We start from the raw sequence: 17,134 nt of genomic DNA on the forward strand, positions 1-17,134 counted from the left end.
CTATCGGTCACCAGTCGCCAGGGAGAAGTTGGCGGCGTGAAACCTTAATCGGTGTCCAAGATTACTTGACCAGTTCAGCTTGCCCCCGATGAGGCCTTCAGACCTGCAAAAAAGGGCGATCAGATCGCCCTTTTTTGTGTTGCCTGTCAGCCCCGACGACGCAACGCGTCGATCCGCTCTTCCAGCGGCGGGTGGCTCATGAACAGGCGAGCCATGCCTTGCTTGATACCGCCGTTGATGCCGAAGGCGGTCAGGCTGTCCGGCATATGCACCGGCAGGCCTTGTTCGGAACGCAGGTGTTGCAGCGCTGCGATCATTGCCCCGGTACCGGCCAGGCGTGCACCGGCTTCGTCTGCACGGAACTCCCGTTTGCGCGAAAACCACATGGTGATTGCGCTGGCCAGGAAACCCAGCACCAGCTCGGCAAAGATGGTCGCCACGAAGTAGGCAATGCCGCGGCCGCCTTCGTTCTTGAAGATCACCTTGTCGACAAAGTTGCCGATGATCCGCGCGAAGAACATCACGAAGGTGTTCACCACACCCTGGACCAGCGCCAGGGTGACCATGTCGCCATTGGCTACGTGGCCGATTTCGTGGGCCAGCACGGCTTTCACTTCGTCGTAGGAGAAGCGTTCCAGCATGCCCTGGCTGACTGCAACGAGTGCGTCGTTCTTGTTCCAGCCGGTGGCAAAGGCGTTGGCTTCATAGGCCGGGAAGATCCCGACTTCAGGCATCTTGATGCCGGCCTCGCGGGACAACTCCTCGACGGTCTGCAGCAACCATTGCTCATGCCGGGTACGTGGCTGGGTGATGACCTGGGTGCTGGTGCTCATCTTCGCCATCCACTTGGAGATGAACAGCGAGAACAGCGAGCCGGCGAAACCAAAGACCGCACAGAAAACCAGCAGCTGATTGAGGTTCAGGTCAACCCCGTTGGCCGCCATGAACCCGTTGAAGCCGAAAAGGCTCAAGGTGATGCTGGCAATCAGCACGACCGCAAGGTTAGTGGCCAAGAACAGCAGGATGCGCATCATGGTTGTAGAGTTCTCCTCATGCTTAATATGTCGCGTACTGCGGGGTATATAAGGTGCCGCATAGGGTGATTCAACCGAGCGACTATTTCAAACTGTGTCCTACAGCCGGAATGTAGAGGCTTGAAGGGAATTTCCGACGGGGAAAAGATCGTTCGATTGGTTCATCGTTGCCTTGAAGCCCTTTGATTTAGGGGGCGAGTGGTTTTTGCGGCGTCGGTGAAGTGGCAGGGCAGGGGAGAGGAAGAGAAGTGTTGCCAGATACTCGCCGTACGACCGATTGTCGGTCGTACGGCGCCGTTTCTCTTACTGGCGATAGGACTTGAGGAAGTTGCCGATACGACCGATGGCCATGTCCAGGTCATCCACGCGCGGCAACGTCACCACACGGAAGTGATCCGGCCACGGCCAGTTGAACGCGGTGCCTTGCACCACCAGCAGTTTTTCCGACAGCAACAGGTCGAGCACGAACTTTTCGTCGTTGAGGATCGGGCATACCTTTGGGTCGATCCGCGGGAACGCGTACAACGCCCCCATGGGTTTCACGCAACTGACGCCCGGGATTGCATTGAGCAGTTCCCAAGTACGGTTGCGCTGCTCCAGCAGGCGGCCTTGGGGCAATACCAGATCATTGATGCTCTGGTAGCCGCCCAGGGCGGTCTGGATGGCGTGCTGGCTCGGCACGTTGGCACACAGGCGCATGTTGGCCAGCATGTCGATGCCTTCGATATAACTCTGGGCGTTGTGCTTGGGACCAGAGATGGCGATCCAGCCGGAACGGAAACCCGCCACGCGGTAAGACTTGGACAGGCCGTTGAAGGTCAGGCACAGCAGGTCTGGCGCCAGGGAGGCGGTGCACACGTGTACGGCGTCATCGTAGAGGATCTTGTCGTAGATCTCGTCGGAGAACACCACCAGGTTGTGCTGGCGTGCCAGTTCGAGCATGCCCAGCAGCACTTCCTTGGAATACACGGCGCCGGTCGGGTTGTTCGGGTTGATGATCACCAGGGCCTTGGTATTCGGGGTGATCTTGGCCTTGATGTCGGCCAGGTCCGGGAACCAGTCGGCGCCTTCGTCACACAGGTAGTGCACCGGGTGGCCACCGGCCAGGGTCACGGCGGCGGTCCACAATGGGTAGTCCGGCGCCGGTACCAGTACTTCGTCGCCATTGTTGAGCAGGGCCTGCATGGACATCACGATCAGCTCGGACACGCCATTGCCCAGGTAGATGTCTTCGATGCCGACACCTTCGACCTGCTTCTGCTGGTAGTACTGCATCACGGCCTTGCGCGCACTGAACAGGCCTTTGGAGTCGCTGTAGCCCTGGGCGGTGGGCAGGTTGCGGATCACGTCCTGGAGGATTTCCTCCGGCGCTTCGAAACCAAAGGGCGCCGGGTTGCCAATGTTCAGCTTGAGGATGCGATGGCCTTCCTCTTCCAGGCGTTTGGCGTGCTTGAGCACTGGGCCGCGAATGTCGTAGCAGACGTTGGCGAGCTTGTTCGATTTGCTGACCTGCATGGCGATGTGATCCTGAAAATGAACGATCCAGACGGTGTGGGCACTACCGTACTGTGAATCCTGCGAAGGCCGCACCCATAAATACGTTTGAATGCCGGTAGCGCGGGTGCCAGACTGGCGTTTTGAAGAGGCGCAATCATACGTGCCGCCTGATCCATGGAAAAGACACAGATCAGGCTTTTTCAGTTGCCGAGGTGTACCGATGGAAAAGTTGGATAAAACGCTGGAGGAATGGCGGGAGATGCTCGACCCCGCGCAATATCAGGTCTGTCGACTGAAGGGCACTGAGCGCCCGTTCTCCGGCAAGTACAACGCCACCACCACGGATGGCGTGTACCACTGCATTTGCTGCAACGAACCGCTGTTCGATTCCAGCACCAAGTTCGATGCGGGCTGTGGCTGGCCTAGCTTCTACGAGCCGATTGCCGAGAGCGCGATGATCGAGATCCGCGACGTCAGCCACGGCATGATCCGCACCGAAGTCACCTGCGCCAGATGCGATGCGCACCTGGGGCATGTGTTCCCGGACGGCCCGCCGCCGACCGGCTTGCGTTACTGCATCAACTCGGTGTGCCTGGACCTCGTTCCGCGTTGAATTGAACCGCGCTGCACCCTGCAGGAGCCCGGCAAGACGGGCTCCTGCAAGGGAGGGGTAATAGCGAGGTATCAATTTCGCCAATTAAATTGCACGCAATTTAATTGGCGACTATCTTTTTCCTTCTTTCCCCGCTATCCGAGGCACTGCCATGAGCAACAACCTGCTGAGTATTCCTTGCACCACCATCAAGGGTGAGCAAAAGACCTTGGCCGATTTCGCCGGCAAGGCCATCCTCGTGGTCAACACCGCCAGCAAGTGCGGCTTCACCCCGCAGTACAAAGGCCTGGAGCAACTCTGGCAGCAGTACAAGGACCAGGGTTTGGTGGTATTGGGTTTTCCTTGCAACCAGTTCGGCAAGCAAGAGCCCGGTAACGAAGGCGCGATTTCCGAATTCTGCGAGCTGAATTTTGGTGTCAGCTTCCCGCTGTTCAAAAAGATCGACGTGAATGGCAGCGACGCCCACCCTTTGTTCGTACAGCTGAAAAAGCAGGCACCGGGTCTGCTGGGTTCCAAGGGGATCAAGTGGAACTTCACCAAGTTCCTGATCGGTCGTGACGGCCAGGTGGTCAAGCGTTTTGCCCCGACCACCAAGCCCCAGGACCTCACCCAAGAGATCGAAGCCCTGCTCAAATGACTGTCTCCCTGGCGCTCGACCATCAACTGTGTTTCAAGCTCTACGCAGCTTCCCGGGCGGTGACCCGAGCCTACAAGCCGATGCTCGATCAACTGGGCCTGACCTACCCGCAGTACCTGGTGATGCTGGTGCTATGGGAGTGGCACGCCGCAACGCCGGCGCTACCCACGGTCAATGCCTTGGGCGAGCGCCTGATGCTCGACTCTGGCACGCTCACGCCACTGCTCAAGCGCCTTGAGCAGCTTGGCTGGGTCAGGCGTCAACGCAGCGCCAGGGATGAGCGCGAAGTGCACCTGAGCCTGAGCGAAAGCGGTGTGCAATTGCGCGACCAGGCCCATGGCCTGAAAACCCGGCTGCTGTGCGACAGCGGCATCGACCTGAACCAGGCCGACACGTTGCGCGATGGCCTGGACCAGTTGCTCCGGCAGATCAAAGACTTGTCGCCTTCGGCACCCATAGATCCAGCAAGCCGCTGAGCTCCTCGCGGCGAAATGGCTTGGCCAGGTAGTCATTCATGCCTGCAGCCCGGCAACGCTCGCGTTCTTCCGACAGGGCGTTGGCGGTCAGTGCGACAATCGGCAGGTCCGGCCAGCGCCCGCTGCGACGGATCTGTCGGCTGGCCTCGTAACCATCCATCACTGGCATATTGCAGTCCATCAGCACCATGTCGAAGGGTTGTTCCTCAAGAAACCTGAGTGCTTCGCCACCGTGGGCGGCCACGATCACCTCACACCCCAGTTTGCTGAGCATGCCCTTGGCCACCAGTTGGTTGACCGGGTTGTCCTCCACCAGCAGGATGCGCGCCCGGTGCATCAGGGGCGCGGCGTCCATCTGGATCGGGTCGAGGATCAGTTGCGCTTCGCTGCGCAGGTTGCGTTGCAGGATCTGATACAGCGCGTTGCGGCTCAATGGGCGCGCCTGTTGCTGCAACGGCGCCAGTGCCGCGACTTCTTCGCTGGGCATGAAATTGCCATAGGCGGTCACCAGCAGGATCGGCGCGCTAATGGCGGGGCGCAGGCGGAACAGGCATTCGGGGCAGTCGGTGATCAGCAGGTCCGGGGCTTGTCCGCTCAAGTCATCGTCTTGCGTGTAGCAGTGCGGTGTCAGCCCCCAGTGGGGCAGCAGGGTGGTGAGCAGCTCTGTGAGGCCACTGCCGGCACTGGTAATGGCGATGACTTCCCCCTTGAGCGGTGTCGGTTGCACCGCAGGCAAATGGGTCGGCAATGGCAGGTCGGCGCAGAACTGGCTGCCGAAGCCCACCTCCGAGCTGATGCTCAAGCGGCCCTGCATCGCTTCACACAGGTTGTGCGTCAACGCCAGGCCCAGGCCCGTGCCGCCAAACTGGCGGGTGATGCCGGCGCCGGCCTGGGTGAAGGGTTGGAAGATCTTCACCTGAGCTTCCTGCGCAATGCCGATGCCGGTATCACACACCTCGATGCGTACCCGGCCCTCCTGCGCGCTGAGGCGAACATCCACACGGCCGAAGCGGGTGAATTTCAAGGCGTTGGACAGCAGGTTACTGACGATTTGCCGCACGCGGGTCGGGTCGCCCAAGACCTGGGCGGGAAACTGCGGGTCGATCAGGCAGGTCAGTTCGACGCTCGGCGCCGCGTTCTGCGACAACAGGTTGGCGGTGTCTTCCACCAGTGAGCCCAAATCGAACGGGATGCGCTCCAGCTCCAACTGGCCGGCGTCGAACTTGGAGAGGTCGAGGATATCGTTGAGCAGCTCCACCAGCACTTTGCCAGAGTCATGGGCAATGGACAGTTGCTGGCGTTGCTCGGCGTTGAGTGGGCTGTCCAGCGACAGCGCGATCATCCCCAGCAGGCCATTGAGCGGGGTGCGAATCTCATGGCTCATGTTGGCCAGGAAGGCCGCCCGCGCCTGGGCCATGCCCAGTGCATGCATCTTTGCGGCTTCCAGTTCGTCGTTGGACTGGCTCAGTCGCTGGTTGCTGGCCTTGAGCTCCAGGGTGCGGGCAGAGACGATATCTTCCAGTTGCCCCAGGTATTCGGTCAGCCGATCTTCAGCGTGACGGCGTTGCTGGATCTCTGTCTCCATGTTTTCGAACTGCTGGTTGGCGACGTTCACCAGCACGCCGATTTCGTCGTGCTCGTGGCCCGGTGGGCAGTCCAGGCGGGCCTGCCGGCGATTGCTCAGCTCGCGGATAATGCGCACCAGAGGCTGGGTCAACATCACGTAGAACAAGCCCAGCAGGATGCCGGTCAGCAACAGGCTGCGGGCGAAGCCGTTGAGTAGCGTGATCTCGGCACGGCGCAGAAAGCGGCTGCCAAAGGCGTAGGTATCCACATCCAGGCGCAGCACGCCAAGGGATTCGTTGGGCATGTGGCTGAGGAACAGGCGGTCCTCAAACTGACGGTTGGCACCGAACAGGAAGTCGCTGATAGGGCGGTAGGTGCTTTCTTTGCGCGGTCGGTCGACATCGGCCAGCACCACGCCGTTGTTGTCGATCAACTGGGCGTGAACGATGGCGGGGGAGTGCAAAAGGCCCAGGGTCAGTTCCTGGGCCAGTTCGGCGTCGATGTTGTAGGCGATGCGTGACGCGGGGTTGTGGCTGATTTCGATCAGCGAGCGAATTTCACGGTTGATGGATGCGTCTTCGCTGGCATAATCAATACCGATCTGGATCAGGCTGAGCAAGGTTCCCAAGACGAAACCGACCAGCACAGTCAATCTGGCTTGTTTATAAGACAAGCGGTGGGCGAACTTGATATCCATCGAGTGTTGAACCACTTCACGTTTCCCTTCGCCCGGCAAGCATAGCTGAACATCCACAAGCTCTGGCTTACCCGGCATGAATCGTTTTTTACGCAGCCTCGTGCGGTCTGCCGCAGGGTTGCCAATACGCCATCTTTTGCAAGAACTTGCCAGAGGAATAATCGTGGACTCTCGATTGAATGCCTTTCTTGAACGGGCTGAAACCGTGCTCGCCCGCCTGGAGCCATTGTTGCCCGCGCCGCGCCAGGCCATCGATTGGAACCAGTGCCTGGCGGCGCGCTGGCAGCGCGAAGGCCGCAGTGGTTTCCTGTTGCCGCTGGACGTGAGCCTGGACATGCGCCTGTCCGACCTGATTGGCGTGGACAAGCAACGTGAAACACTGGCGCGCAATACCCAGCAATTTATCGATGGCCTGCCCGCCAACCATGCACTGCTGTGGGGTTCGCGCGGCACGGGTAAATCGTCCATGGTGCGCGCGTTGCTGGCCCAGCACGCCAAGGCGGGCCTGCGCCTGATCGAAATCGAGCGTGATCATCTCGCTGATCTGCCGCGTGTGGTCGAGCAACTGATCAAGTTGCCGCAGCGCTTTATCCTGTTCTGTGATGACCTGTCGTTCGAGGCCGGCGAAGGCGATTACCGCGTGCTGAAAAGCGTGCTGGACGGCTCCCTCGAACAGGCTCCGGAAAACGTACTGCTGTACGCGACTTCCAACCGCCGTCACCTGGTCCCGGAGAACCAAAGCGACAATGACAACTGGAAACGCGTGGATGGCGAGCTGCACCCCAGCGAAGCGGTGGAAGACAAAATTGCCTTGTCCGACCGTTTTGGCCTGTGGCTGTCGTTCTATCCGTTTACCCAGGAGCATTTCCTGGATGTGGTGGAGCACTGGATCGGCGAGCTGGCGAGCAAGGCTGGTTTGCAATGGCAGCGCGATGAAGCCCTCGACATCCTCGCCGTGCGCTGGGCGACCGGACGCGGTAACCGCAACGGCCGTTGCGCGTACCAATTTGCCCGTTACTGGGTAGGCCTTAAATTGTTGGAGCTTCAACCATGATCAATCTACACAGCGCTGGCACCGACCTGGATGGCTATCCGATGCTCTGCGCGCAACTGGAGTCGCTGCTGGCCGATGAGCGCGACTTCATCGCCAACAGTGCGCAGTTTTCTGCGTTTCTGTTCAATCAGCTGGGCGACTTGAACTGGGCCGGCTTCTATCTCAACCGCAACGAAGAACTGGTGCTCGGACCGTTCCAGGGCCAGATCGCCTGTGTGCGCATTCCCTTCGGTCGCGGGGTCTGCGGGGCGGCGGCCGTAACGCGGCAAACCCAGCGGGTGGAGGATGTGCATGCGTTTCCCGGGCACATTGCCTGCGACAGCGCATCGAACAGTGAGCTGGTGGTGCCTTTGGTCAAGGACGGCAAGCTGGTTGGCGTTCTTGACCTCGACAGCCCGTCGCTTGCACGCTTTACGCTCCAGGACCAGGCGGGCATTGAACAGCTGGCGGCGATTTTCCTGCGTCTGACCGACTGCTGATCACGCAAGGGGCAGCAATGCCCCTTACTGACCCTCTAGGCTGTGGAGCTGCACTTGCAGCAACCTTTCCAGTTCCAACATGAACTTTTCCAGGGTTTTCGCACCCGCCTCGATTAACGTCCAGTCATCGCCACGGGCACACGCCTGTTCGAGGGCTTCACACTGCCCGGCCAATGAGGCCGCCTGAACAATACGGGCGGCACCCTTGATCTTGTGGGCCTGCTCAATGATCTCCTGAAGCGGGGCGTGTGCGGTTATCAGTGCGGTCAGTGCCTGGCGATCGTTCCGGCTGCTGCTCAACAGCTCCTCCAGCAGTCGCCTATTCAGCTGTGGGTCGCCGCCGGTCAAGGCCTCGAAGTTGCCAAGGTCCAGGTGCAACTCCACTGTTTGAGGGGCGATCTGCGCCAGTTGTCGCTCCAGAGTCGTGAGGCTGATGGGTTTGAACAGGCAATCGTTCATACCGGCCTGAGCACAGCGTTGTTTCTCTTCAGGCTGTGCATTGGCGGTAAACCCAAGCACCACGCACGGTGGCAGTTGCTCGCGCTGTTCGTATTCGCGGATCGAACGACTCAACTCGTAGCCATTCATGATAGGCATGTTGCAGTCGGCGATGACCAGGTCGAAGCGTTCCTGGCGCCAGGCCTGGAAACCGGCTGCGCCATTCTGGGCTGCCGTGAACTGGTGGCCCAGGTAGCCCAGTTGCTGGCACATCAGCAAGCGGTTGGCGGGATGGTCGTCCACCACCAGCACATTGAGTACCGGCGTGGTTGCGGGCTTCTCGGGTTTCTGTTCATCGGCTGCCTGTTCCGGCAGCAGTCGCGGCATTCGCAGGTTGACATGCACCTGGGTGCCCACCATGGGCACGCTGCTCAGGCTCAGTTCTCCCCCCATCATTGCGCACAGGCTGCGGCAGATCACTAGCCCCAGGCCCGCGCCGCTCCTGGCGAGCTGCCCGGAATTGTCGGCCTGGGCAAAGGGTTCGAACAGGCGTTTCTGATCGTCGCGGCTGATACCTATCCCGGTATCCTCCACCACCAGCTTCATCTCGACCTGTTGCGCCAGTTCGGTGCGCAATACTTCGACGCGGATTTTTACCTGGCCACGTTCGGTGAACTTGATGGCATTGCTGATCAGGTTCGACAGCACCTGCTTGAAGCGCAGCGGGTCGATCAGGACTTCGGTGTCGTCCTGGTCGGGCTTGAACTCTAGGGACAGGCTGAGGGTTTTCTGGCGCGCCAGGCCGTCGAAGACACGCACCACCGACTCGATCACCTCGCGCAGGTTGACCCGTTCCGGCGCCAGGCTCAGGCGGCCGGATTCGATACGTGCGATGTCCAGGATATCGCCGATCAGCTCCAGCAGATCCTTGGCCGAGTTGTAGGCAACTTCGATGGCCGGGCGATCCAGGTGGCCATGGTCGGCGCGTTTGAGGGTCAGCTCCAGCATGCCGATCACCGCGTTCATCGGCGTGCGTATTTCATGGCTCATGGTAGCGAGGAACGTGCTCTTGGCCCGATTGGCTTCGTCGGCGCGCTCTTTGGCCGCGCGGATCTCATCGAACAATTGGCGGCGCTCGCTGATGTCAATCCAGCCACCGATGATTCCCTGCACCTCCCCGGTAGAGTCGCGGTAGGGCAGAATCCAATGATAGATCGTCAGTTTCTTCCCGCGAATATGCAGGGTGCGGTCCAGGATCAGCGGGTTACCTTCGGCCATTACCCGCTGGTAGTCGGCATGGTACTGCTCCGCGTCCGTCTCGAGGGCTTCGCTCATCTGCAGGGCACTTTTGCCGATCACGTCCTCCCGTTTGACTTCGAACACTTGCAGGTAGCTGTCATTGCATGTCTGCAGCAGGCCTTTACGATCGCGCACATAGATGGGGTGCGGGGTTTCATTGACCAGCGCGCGCATGAATTCGAACTGATCGTTGAGGGCACGCTCGGCCATCTTGCGGTGCTTGATCTGACGGCGCATGTAGGCGTTCCAGGCCAGGGAGATCAGCAGTAGCAGCCCGGTGCCGATGATGATACGGGCTATCAGTTGGTGGTAGTTGCGCCAATAACTGTCGGAGGCGGCGGTGTAGCCCCGCCAGCGGCTGTTGATCACCCCCAGTTCATCCGGAGCGATGCTCAACAAGGCCTTGTCGAGAATCGAGCTGAGTTCGGTGGCGCTACGGGATGTGGCCAGGGCAAACGTGGCCGGGAAGGTGCCGATGCTCGTGCTCATCTGCAGCTTGTCCTGGAACACCTGGGACGACAGGAAGTAGTTGGCGACTACCAGGGAGTTCACCGCGCCTTCCACGTGTCCCTGGGCCAACAGTTCCGAAGCCTTGAAGGTGTCGCTGGCTTTGACCAGTTGGACCTGGGGAAAATCGCGACGAAGAATAGCCTCCAGAGGATTGCCTGGCGTGATTGCCAGGCGTTTGCCGGCCATCTGCTCCAGGTTCGAGGGTGCATTGGGTTCTTTGCGTGTCAGCAGGACATAGGAGTTTTCCAGGTAGGGGCGGCTGAAGTTCAGTTGCGCCTCCCGCTCGGCGCTGGGCACGATGGCACCGATGATGTCGGCCTTGCCGGTGTCCACCTGCTCGATCATTGCGTTGACGTCGCGTTCGCGCTGGATCTCGAAGCGCAGCCCGGTGCGCAGGCGGACCAATTCCAGCAGGTCGGCGGTGATGCCGCGGAAGTTGCCATCGGCATCGAAAAAGGTCAGTGGTGCGAAGGTTTCATTCACGACCACCTTGACTACCGGATGGTCTTTCAACCAGCGCTCTTCACGTTGGGTCAGTTGCAGCTTCTGGTCGGACAGCAAGATGTCGCTGCCGGCACTCCAGCGCTTGGCGATCATTTCCCGTTCGTTCATGGGCACGGTGGTCAGAACCGCGTCGACAATACTCAAGAGGGTGCGTTGATGTTGGGACATGGCGAAGCTGAACCCGTAGGCTTCGTGTTTACCGAAGTTGGCCATGCGGATGTTCTTCAGGTAACCCTTGTTGATCATGTAATGGGTGGAAATGGTATCGCCAAGGAAGACGTCTGCCTGGTCGAACGCCACCGCATTCAGGGCATTTTGATAAGAGGGGTAGGCACGGATGATTGCCTTGGGGTACAGCTTTTCCACTTCCGCCAAGGGCAGGTAGTGGTAGACCAGGGCCAGGCGCATGCCGGCCAGGCCATCGTTCAGGCTGCGGGTTTCACCTTCGCGGGTGACCAGCACCGGTTGGTCGACGGCATAGGGTTCGGACAGCGTGAGATTCGGGTTCGCCGCCTCGAAGCCGTTGGAGGAGCCCAGTAAATCGATATCCCCGATTTCGAGCGCACGGATGGCCGCTTCACGGGAAGGGTAGCGCAGTACCTTCACTGGCAAGGCCAGCGCCTTGGCCAACAGGCCGGCGTAATCAGCGGTAAGTCCTTCGTAGTCGCGACCGCTGGACGTGAGGTCGAATGGAGGATAGTCAGGGGCCGCAGTGCCCAACACCAGTTCGCGCTTGTTTTGCAGCCATTGGCGCTGGGTCTTGTTAAGGTTTGTTTCCAGTTGAACGGAGCCTGCACGGCTCAACAAGGTGAAATGTTCCGGGCCCGTTTGATGGTTCGCGAGCACGGCGGTGCTGAAGCACAAACCGGCACTCAATATAATCAGATAGTCCTTTATACGCCTGGGCATCCGCTTTCTCACACTAGCGCGTTTCGTTTTGCCATCTCGATAAGTTCTACCAAGGATTTGGCTTGAAGTTTTTGCATCAGCCTCTTTTTGTAAGTGCTTACTGTTTTGTTGCTCAGAAACATACCTTTTGCAATTTCCTTGTTGGTGCGGCCTTGTGCAAAAAGTTGCAAAACCATAAGTTCGCGGTCGTTGACGTTCTTGAACAGTTCAAGTTCCTGGGACTCGACGCCGTCTGCACCGCTGCTGTTCAGCGCCTGGCTGGGGAAGTAGTTGTAGCCGGACAACACCGCGCGGATGGCACTCAGCAATTCGCTCAGGTCGCCTTCCTTGCACACGTAGCCGTCGGCGCCCGAGCGCATGCAGCGTGTGGCGAACAAGGTGGGGGATTGGGCCGTCAGGATCAGGGTTTTCATCTGCGTGTTCATGGCATTGAACCGGCAGAGCACCTCGAGCCCGTCGAGCTTGGGGATGCTGATATCGAGGATGATGAGGTCAGGCAAGCATTCGCGGACCATTTGTATGGCATCGCATCCGTTGTCTGTTTCTCCCACCACTTTGTAACCTTCGTGTTCCAACAACATTCGGATGGCAAGCCGTATAACCGGGTGGTCATCGATAATAAAAACTGAGTTCATGATCACATTCCGTGCAAGTGCAAATAAAGCGGGCACATTAGCTCAGAAGGGGAGGCAGGAGCATGAGCTCAGGGGGGAGTAGATATAAAACAGGAAAGTTCCTACATTAAAAAAGGTAAATACCTACACGTTGCTCAGGCTGTGCGAAGTGATATGCCAGCGCTTGTGAGGGGAATGAATTAAATGTTGCCGCTATAGAATTAGCTGGCTCGGTACAGAGCTTTTTCTTCGGGACCTGACGTTTAAAATCCTACATGTGCGATCTGAGTAATGGGCAGATCAAACGTGCCAGCTCATCTTTGTTCAGCGGCTTTGACAAATAGCCGAGCAATGGCAGGCCACGGTCCACCGCTTGGGCGATCAGGGCGGAAAGTTCTGTCGCGGGCAGTCCGCTCAGGAGGATGGCAGTTGTGGTAAAGCGTCGGCGACTGGCGATTTCAATCAGCTCGAGTCCCGGCAGGTCGGGCAGGCATTGATCGCACAGGATGATGTCGAAGGGTATCTCGGCCCGCGACATCAAACAGATAGCCTGTTCGGCGTTCTCGGCCGGGGTTACTCGTGCGAAGCCGAAGCTTCTGAGCAGGCACTGGGTGGCGAGGAGTTGAAAGGGATGATCCTCCACCAGCAGGATACGAAGCGGATAACTGGGCATTGGGGGCACACGGTGAGTCAAGCGTCGATGGAGGGCGCGTAGGAACTGTTCGCCTGGGTCGCCCGGAGCGTGCGTGATTATTCAGCAGGTGCCTGTGCGAATTCGATCAGGCCGCTCTGTTCCCTTCGTAGGTCGATTCCTCTCGGACAACAGGCGGCTTGATCGTACTCGTCATTGGGGGCTGGAGCGCCCGGTCATTTCACGGGCCATTTCGGTGGCATAGCTGTCGGTCATGCCGGCGATGAAGTCGATCATGCGCAGGAACGAGGCGTGCAAAGGCCATTGGGGATTTGGCGCGTTGTTACCCAGCAGGTCGAGAATGCGCCGATTCTTGAACGACGGCGTACGCCCGCCATGCTGCTCCAGGGCTGCGCCGCAAAAGGCGTTCAGCAGAATTTCCAAGGTGGTGTAGGCGCCGATTTCATGCAATGTCTTGCGCTTGTCCTGGAAGATCTTCTTGCGCGCCATGTCCTTGGCGTCCAGCACGCAACGCTTGGCCGGGCCGTGCATGTGCTCCACCAGGTCGCCGGGCAGGGTACCGGCGAGCAAGGCATCCTGTTGTTCGACAAAGGCCCGCGCGGCCGCGTTGGTCAGGTGTTCGATAGCCTTGCCCCGCAGGATCGCCAGCTTGCGCCGCCGGGAGTCCTGCGCGCCGAGTTGGCGATAGGTCTGCGGCAGGTCATCGCCTACCAGGTCCAGCAGCAGCGACTCGACCTCGGTGTACTCCAGCAACTCCATTTCCAGGCCGTCTTCCAGGTCGATCAGGGCGTAGCAGATGTCATCTGCTGCCTCCATCAGATACACCAGCGGATGCCGGGCCCAGCGCTGTTCTTCGAGTTGCGGCAGGCCGAGCTTGTGGGCGATCTGCTCGAGGATCGGCAGTTCGCTCTGGTAACAACCGAACTTGTGTTTCTTGTAGCCCAGGGAGTCGGCGTGGCGGGCGGTCCAAGGGTATTTCAGGTAAGTGCCCAGGGTGGCGTAGGTCAACCGCGTGCCACCGTCGAACTGGTGATATTCAAGCTGGGTGAGCACGCGGAAGCCTTGGGCGTTGCCTTCGAAATTGAGGAAGTCATTACGCTCGGCGCTGCTCATGTCATCCAGCCAACCGCGGCCTGCGGCCTGCTGGAACCAATGGCGGATGGCGTCTTCGCCGGAGTGCCCGAACGGGGGGTTGCCGATGTCATGGGCCAGGCAGGCCGATTGCACCACCATGCCCAGGTCGCTCGGGTCGCACCAGTCGGGCAGGGCGCTGCGCAACGTTTCGCCGACGCGCATGCCGAGGGAGCGGCCTACGCAGCTCACCTCCAGGGAATGGGTCAGGCGGGTGTGAATGTGGTCGTTGCTGGAGACCGGGTGCACTTGGGTCTTGCGGCCCAGGCGGCGAAATGCGCCAGAGAAGATAATACGGTCATGGTCTTTGTGGAACGGGCTACGGCCCAGTTCTTCCGGGCTGTGCAGCGGTTTGCCTAGACGTTCGCGAGTCAGCAGGGTGGGCCAATCCAAGGCGGGTACTCTCCGTGCGGTGAATGACCCTCCCAGCTTCCCGGTTCAGCGCGGGCTGGGCAAGCGAAAATCTACAGCCCGGCCGCGTCGATATCGATTAACAGCAAACGCTGACCGTTATCAAAGAACTGTCCGGCGGTGAGGCAATACTGGTTGGTGGTCGCGTCGCGGTAGGTCGAGGAGAGGGTCAGACGACGCTCGTCCCACCCTTCGGCCAACAGGTGATAGAAATACGGGCGCCACGACCAGTTATGGCCCAGATAAAGGCTGTCGGCCTGCCAGGCGTCCTGGCGCCATTCGAAATTGGGCGTCAGCTGAGTGCCGTGTCGGTCGCATTGGTAGAAGCGCAGCAGCCAGGGGAACGCCGGCAGTTGGGGTAATTGGCTCAGCGGCGCCTGTGCCTGGGCCCAGGTTTGCAGGATTTTCATCAGCTCGGCCAATTGCTGGCGCAATTGCATGATGCGCCCGCGTTCCGCCAGTTTTTGCTGAACGTAGGCGGTGCGCAACTCTGCAAAACGCGGCACGAAGGCGTCGGCGGCAAACCAGTCCAACTGTGCCTGGGCAAACAGATAGCCCTGCACATAACGCGAGCCGCACTCCAGGGCGAAGCTCAACTGTGCTTCGGTTTCCACGCCTTCGGCAATGATCCAGCAGCCGGTTTTCTCGGCCATCTGCGCCAGCGCCCGCACCACTTCGCTGCTCGGCCCGCCGCGGGCGGCTTCCTGGAACAGGCGCATGTCCAGCTTGAGAATGTCTGGTTGCAATGCCAGCACCCGGTCGAGCTGAGAATAGCCGGCGCCGAAGTCATCGATGGCGATACGCGCACCGGCCTCGCGGTAACGCGCGACCACGTCAGCCAGGCGCTGGATGTCGCCACCCAGTTCGGTGATCTCGAACACGATCCGTCGCGGGTCGACACCATGGCTGTGAATCTGTTTCAGGCTCGGCAGGGCTTGGCCCGGACGCAGGCGGTTGATCCAGCGCGGCGAGATGTTCAGGCTCAGGAACCAGTCGGCGGGTGCTTCATGCAAGCGGCTCAGGGCATTGTCGCGAATCTGCCGGTCGAGACGGCGCAAGGTCACGCCTGGGGTGCGCGGGTCGGCGAACAGCGGCCCCACCGATTGCAGGCGCCCGTCGGCCTGGCGCAGGCGGCCGAGGGCCTCGACACCGGCGATGCGGCCAGTGGCGGTATCGATAAACGGCTGGAAGCAGGCGAGCGGTTGCCCGTCGATCACGGGGCCTCCTTAAGCGAGGTGGCTGAAAAAAGGCCCGGCCCTCGAAAACGAGGGCCGGGCCGATTCTGTTAGCAAGAATGCAGCCAGCCAGGCTCAACTTTTGCGCGAAGTGCCCTGCATGGCCAATTTGATCAGCGGGATCAACCCGGCACCGAGACGCACCAGGCGTGTCAGGCTGCTGATACCGCCGCCCTTGGCGCCTTTGCCGGTGAAAAAGCCCATCAGCGTCACCGCAGCCACGCCCCACAGCGGCGCGTGCTTGATGCCAAGGCTGTCCTGCCAGTTACTGCCCAGGTTGCGCACCTTGTTCAACGGCAGCATCAGTTGCTGGGACTCGTGGCGGATTTCCTGACGGTGCATTTCCATGCGCAGCCTGATCAACGCTTTACGCATTTCCCGCCGTGACGTGTTTTTTGGCATTTCAGTCAGGCTCATGGCAGCAGACGCTCCCGGTCATTGGCCAGCTCTTCGAGGGTGGCGTGGAATGGCGTGGATTCATCGAACACCGCCGCTTTCAAGCGTACCCCGCAAAAGGCTGCGGCCAGGCTGTAGAACACGCAGAGGCAGATGATTCCGGTCAGGCGGTAGCCGGTGTCCCAGACCAGGATCATCACCAGTGTCGACAACCCCACCAGCAACAGGAGTGCAAACACCAGCGCCAGGCCGGCAAACAGCAGCAGGCTGACGGTGCGAGCCTTCTGTTCCTGCAATTCAATGCCGAACAACTCGACGTGGCTGTGCAGCAAGCCCAGCACGGCTGCGCCCAGGCGCCTTGAAGTCGTCCCCGTGGACGAGCCGGTTTCGCCGATAGACATGATTAGCGCCTTGTGGCCAGCAGGCCGATCAGAAAGCCCACGCCGGCGGCAATGCCCACCGACTGCCAAGGGTTGGCTTGCACGTAATCTTCAGTCGCAGTGACCGCCGCCTGGCCGCGTTCACGCAGCGAGTCTTCAGTCTGCTTGAGGGTTTCGCGGGCCTGGAGCAGGGTATCGTGGATCTTGGCCCGTAGCTCATCAGCCTGGTCACCGGCGAGCACTTTGGTGTCGTCCAGCAACCTTTCGGTATCAGTCACCAGGGTTTGAAAATCCGCCATCAATATTTCTTGAGCAGTCTTTGCAGTTCTTCTGGCCATGGTTATCTCCGTGATGGGCTGTTTTGTACTTAGTGGTTTCGAGTCACCGGCGTCGGTGAAGGTTCAGTGCAATTGTGTGGTACAGCTTTTGCTTTGCCTTGGTGCGCAGGCCCCGGGGCCTGCGCCGAATCCGGGCGGTCGGGCAGGAAGCCTTGAAAAACCTTACCCTAAATAACTGAAACTCGCGGAAAAACCCTGTCGGCAACGGCCTGTTGTGTTGATCGCTGCGCTAAATCGGTTCATGCCCTCTGCAGAGGGGCGGGA

At 59.9% G+C, this 17,134-nt stretch carries 16 protein-coding genes; 5 read left to right on the plus strand and 11 right to left on the minus strand.

Annotated features, from left to right (window positions below; translation table 11 throughout):
• Positions 1-146: 146 nt before the first annotated feature.
• Positions 147-1,034, minus strand: coding sequence for a protease HtpX (gene htpX, locus AC3WP7_RS25430; protein ID WP_058427954.1), 888 nt, complete (start codon positions 1,032-1,034; stop codon positions 147-149).
• Positions 1,035-1,337: 303 nt separating this feature from the next.
• Positions 1,338-2,549, minus strand: a complete 1,212-nt coding sequence (locus AC3WP7_RS25435) for a pyridoxal phosphate-dependent aminotransferase (protein WP_093123285.1) — start codon at positions 2,547-2,549, stop codon at positions 1,338-1,340.
• 202 nt (positions 2,550-2,751) lie between these two features.
• Here AC3WP7_RS25435 and msrB point away from each other — a divergent pair, with 202 nt between their 5' ends.
• From msrB to AC3WP7_RS25450, 3 genes are all read left to right on the plus strand, one after another.
• On the plus strand, positions 2,752-3,144 hold the full coding sequence (msrB, locus tag AC3WP7_RS25440) for a peptide-methionine (R)-S-oxide reductase MsrB (protein WP_102592536.1): 393 nt from the start codon (positions 2,752-2,754) through the stop codon (positions 3,142-3,144).
• Positions 3,145-3,295: 151 nt separating this feature from the next.
• Positions 3,296-3,781 carry a glutathione peroxidase gene (locus AC3WP7_RS25445; protein WP_058427952.1) on the plus strand — a complete coding sequence of 162 codons (486 nt, stop codon included), beginning with the start codon at positions 3,296-3,298 and terminating at the stop codon, positions 3,779-3,781.
• On the plus strand, positions 3,778-4,257 hold the full coding sequence (locus AC3WP7_RS25450) for a MarR family winged helix-turn-helix transcriptional regulator (protein ID WP_102592535.1): 480 nt from the start codon (positions 3,778-3,780) through the stop codon (positions 4,255-4,257). Before AC3WP7_RS25445 ends, AC3WP7_RS25450 begins: the two co-directional genes overlap by 4 nt.
• Here AC3WP7_RS25450 and AC3WP7_RS25455 read toward each other — a convergent pair.
• Positions 4,211-6,520 carry a hybrid sensor histidine kinase/response regulator gene (locus tag AC3WP7_RS25455; protein WP_071488508.1) on the minus strand — a complete coding sequence of 770 codons (2,310 nt, stop codon included), beginning with the start codon at positions 6,518-6,520 and terminating at the stop codon, positions 4,211-4,213. The two genes, AC3WP7_RS25450 and AC3WP7_RS25455, sit on opposite strands and share 47 nt — an antisense overlap.
• Positions 6,521-6,683: 163 nt before the next feature.
• Between AC3WP7_RS25455 and AC3WP7_RS25460 the strand changes: the two genes are divergently transcribed.
• Positions 6,684-7,574, plus strand: coding sequence for an ATP-binding protein (locus AC3WP7_RS25460; protein WP_071488507.1), 891 nt, complete (start codon positions 6,684-6,686; stop codon positions 7,572-7,574).
• On the plus strand, positions 7,571-8,053 hold the full coding sequence (locus AC3WP7_RS25465) for a GAF domain-containing protein (protein WP_092247726.1): 483 nt from the start codon (positions 7,571-7,573) through the stop codon (positions 8,051-8,053). Before AC3WP7_RS25460 ends, AC3WP7_RS25465 begins: the two co-directional genes overlap by 4 nt.
• 24 nt (positions 8,054-8,077) lie before the next feature.
• Here the strand turns inward: AC3WP7_RS25465 and AC3WP7_RS25470 are convergent, their stop codons facing one another.
• From AC3WP7_RS25470 to AC3WP7_RS25505, 8 genes are all read right to left on the minus strand, one after another.
• Entirely contained in the window at positions 8,078-11,713 is a 3,636-nt protein-coding gene (locus AC3WP7_RS25470) for a transporter substrate-binding domain-containing protein (protein WP_093123274.1), read from the minus strand.
• A gap of 8 nt (positions 11,714-11,721) precedes the next feature.
• Positions 11,722-12,348, minus strand: coding sequence for a response regulator transcription factor (locus AC3WP7_RS25475; RefSeq protein WP_092247732.1), 627 nt, complete (start codon positions 12,346-12,348; stop codon positions 11,722-11,724).
• Between the two features lie 250 nt (positions 12,349-12,598).
• A complete protein-coding gene (locus AC3WP7_RS25480) occupies positions 12,599-13,000 on the minus strand; it encodes a response regulator (protein ID WP_092247735.1) in 402 nt (133 codons plus the stop codon).
• Positions 13,001-13,171: 171 nt separating this feature from the next.
• Positions 13,172-14,503, minus strand: coding sequence for a deoxyguanosinetriphosphate triphosphohydrolase (locus AC3WP7_RS25485; RefSeq protein ID WP_058427944.1), 1,332 nt, complete (start codon positions 14,501-14,503; stop codon positions 13,172-13,174).
• A gap of 71 nt (positions 14,504-14,574) precedes the next feature.
• Positions 14,575-15,738 carry an EAL domain-containing protein gene (locus tag AC3WP7_RS25490; RefSeq protein WP_071488502.1) on the minus strand — a complete coding sequence of 388 codons (1,164 nt, stop codon included), beginning with the start codon at positions 15,736-15,738 and terminating at the stop codon, positions 14,575-14,577.
• Positions 15,739-15,831: 93 nt separating this feature from the next.
• Entirely contained in the window at positions 15,832-16,173 is a 342-nt protein-coding gene (locus AC3WP7_RS25495) for a hypothetical protein (protein WP_092247738.1), read from the minus strand.
• Positions 16,170-16,553, minus strand: a complete 384-nt coding sequence (locus AC3WP7_RS25500; protein WP_012723020.1) for a phage holin family protein — start codon at positions 16,551-16,553, stop codon at positions 16,170-16,172. The genes AC3WP7_RS25495 and AC3WP7_RS25500 overlap by 4 nt, the downstream gene beginning before the upstream one ends.
• A gap of 2 nt (positions 16,554-16,555) precedes the next feature.
• On the minus strand, positions 16,556-16,870 hold the full coding sequence (locus AC3WP7_RS25505) for an ElaB/YgaM/YqjD family protein (RefSeq protein ID WP_012723021.1): 315 nt from the start codon (positions 16,868-16,870) through the stop codon (positions 16,556-16,558).
• Positions 16,871-17,134 lie beyond the last annotated feature (264 nt).

This window comes from Pseudomonas sp. FW305-3-2-15-C-LB1, from assembly GCF_058787615.1.

What these genes read in the sequence shown, in the direction of transcription:
- htpX (WP_058427954.1), bottom strand. Translation starts at nt 1,034, where the DNA reads ATGATGCGCATCCTGCTGTTCTTGGCCACTAACCTTGCGGTCGTGCTG.
- AC3WP7_RS25435 (WP_093123285.1), bottom strand. Translation starts at nt 2,549, where the DNA reads ATGCAGGTCAGCAAATCGAACAAGCTCGCCAACGTCTGCTACGACATT.
- msrB (WP_102592536.1), top strand. Translation starts at nt 2,752, where the DNA reads ATGGAAAAGTTGGATAAAACGCTGGAGGAATGGCGGGAGATGCTCGAC.
- AC3WP7_RS25445 (WP_058427952.1), top strand. Translation starts at nt 3,296, where the DNA reads ATGAGCAACAACCTGCTGAGTATTCCTTGCACCACCATCAAGGGTGAG.
- AC3WP7_RS25450 (WP_102592535.1), top strand. Translation starts at nt 3,778, where the DNA reads ATGACTGTCTCCCTGGCGCTCGACCATCAACTGTGTTTCAAGCTCTAC.
- AC3WP7_RS25455 (WP_071488508.1), bottom strand. Translation starts at nt 6,520, where the DNA reads ATGGATATCAAGTTCGCCCACCGCTTGTCTTATAAACAAGCCAGATTG.
- AC3WP7_RS25465 (WP_092247726.1), top strand. Translation starts at nt 7,571, where the DNA reads ATGATCAATCTACACAGCGCTGGCACCGACCTGGATGGCTATCCGATG.
- AC3WP7_RS25470 (WP_093123274.1), bottom strand. Translation starts at nt 11,713, where the DNA reads ATGCCCAGGCGTATAAAGGACTATCTGATTATATTGAGTGCCGGTTTG.
- AC3WP7_RS25475 (WP_092247732.1), bottom strand. Translation starts at nt 12,348, where the DNA reads ATGAACTCAGTTTTTATTATCGATGACCACCCGGTTATACGGCTTGCC.
- AC3WP7_RS25480 (WP_092247735.1), bottom strand. Translation starts at nt 13,000, where the DNA reads ATGCCCAGTTATCCGCTTCGTATCCTGCTGGTGGAGGATCATCCCTTT.
- AC3WP7_RS25495 (WP_092247738.1), bottom strand. Translation starts at nt 16,173, where the DNA reads ATGAGCCTGACTGAAATGCCAAAAAACACGTCACGGCGGGAAATGCGT.
- AC3WP7_RS25500 (WP_012723020.1), bottom strand. Translation starts at nt 16,553, where the DNA reads ATGTCTATCGGCGAAACCGGCTCGTCCACGGGGACGACTTCAAGGCGC.
- AC3WP7_RS25505 (WP_012723021.1), bottom strand. Translation starts at nt 16,870, where the DNA reads ATGGCCAGAAGAACTGCAAAGACTGCTCAAGAAATATTGATGGCGGAT.